Source organism: Scytonema sp. PCC 10023, from assembly GCF_963920835.1.
Classification (GTDB): Bacteria; Cyanobacteriota; Cyanobacteriia; order Cyanobacteriales; family Nostocaceae; genus Kalymmatonema.
The window spans coordinates 1-991 of sequence record NZ_CAWUDP010000322.1 but is presented as its reverse complement, the minus strand read 5'-3'; the positions used below and the strand labels follow the sequence as shown (position 1 = coordinate 991).

The window sequence follows — 991 nt, the reverse complement described above, 5'->3', positions numbered from 1 at the left end:
AGTTAGGTCGAGGGGGAGTATTATCTCCCGCCCCTCCCATTTAGAACCGGACGTACCCGTTTCCGTGTATCCGGCTCCCGACAATCTTAAGTATCCCTTTTGCTCATGTGGATATATTGGTGACAGGATTGATGTACTGCCATCATATTTTGGGATTTCCAGTTATTGTGGTTGCCATCAATGTGATGGAGGTGTATATCTTCACCGTCTATGAACCGAAGACCGCAATACCCACACTTATGGTCTTGCTTGATTAAAACTTTGGCTGTTATCCCATCGTAGTGTTTGGATTCTCTTTTACTCCAGTAAACAATGTCACCATTAAATGGGGAGGCATTTCCCTTAACCATGATGTGTTTGTTTTCTGAATATGGTACTGCTGGGAATGCTTTATCTATTAAAGCATCCGTTTGATGGCGGTTAAGTTTGGGTTCTTTATTAAAGACATTCCATGTTCTCAAACGGGTAAACCACAATGAGAATCTTGAACCATCCATCTTACAGTAACGGTGGTAGTTTCTCCATCCCCTAATTATGGATGAAAGTTTTTCAGCTTTAACTAAAGCACCGTAATTCGAGTTGTTGACTATGCCTTTAACTTTCTTACGGAATGTTAAATAGTTATCCTCTGAGGGCGTACATCTAAACTTTCCGTTTTGCTGGACAATGAAATTCCAACCTAGAAAATTAAATCCGTGAGTCGCGGACACAAATCGGGTCTTTGCTGTCTTAATATTTAGACCCCTAATACGCAAAAATTCTATAATTTTATCAAAAACTTTTGCTTGGTTGTCACCTTTTTTAAAAATAAAAACCATGTCATCTGCGTATCTCACAGATTTATGTATGGCTTCTATTCCATGTAGGGCAACGTTGGCAAGTACTGGGCTGCACACGCCACCTTGAGGTGTACCTTGTTCAGGGAATTCCGGATTGACCCCTGCTTTTAGGCATTTCCATATTCCCAATTTTACACTCTGGGGTGCTATTA

Annotated in this window: 1 protein-coding gene; it reads right to left on the bottom strand. The window is 40.8% G+C overall.

The features are described 5' to 3' along the window. Positions 1 to 86 precede the first annotated feature (86 nt). Positions 87 to 991, bottom strand: a 905-nt coding sequence (locus ACM0OZ_RS48995) for a group II intron reverse transcriptase (protein ID WP_414590186.1), incomplete at its 5' end; no start/stop codon positions are given.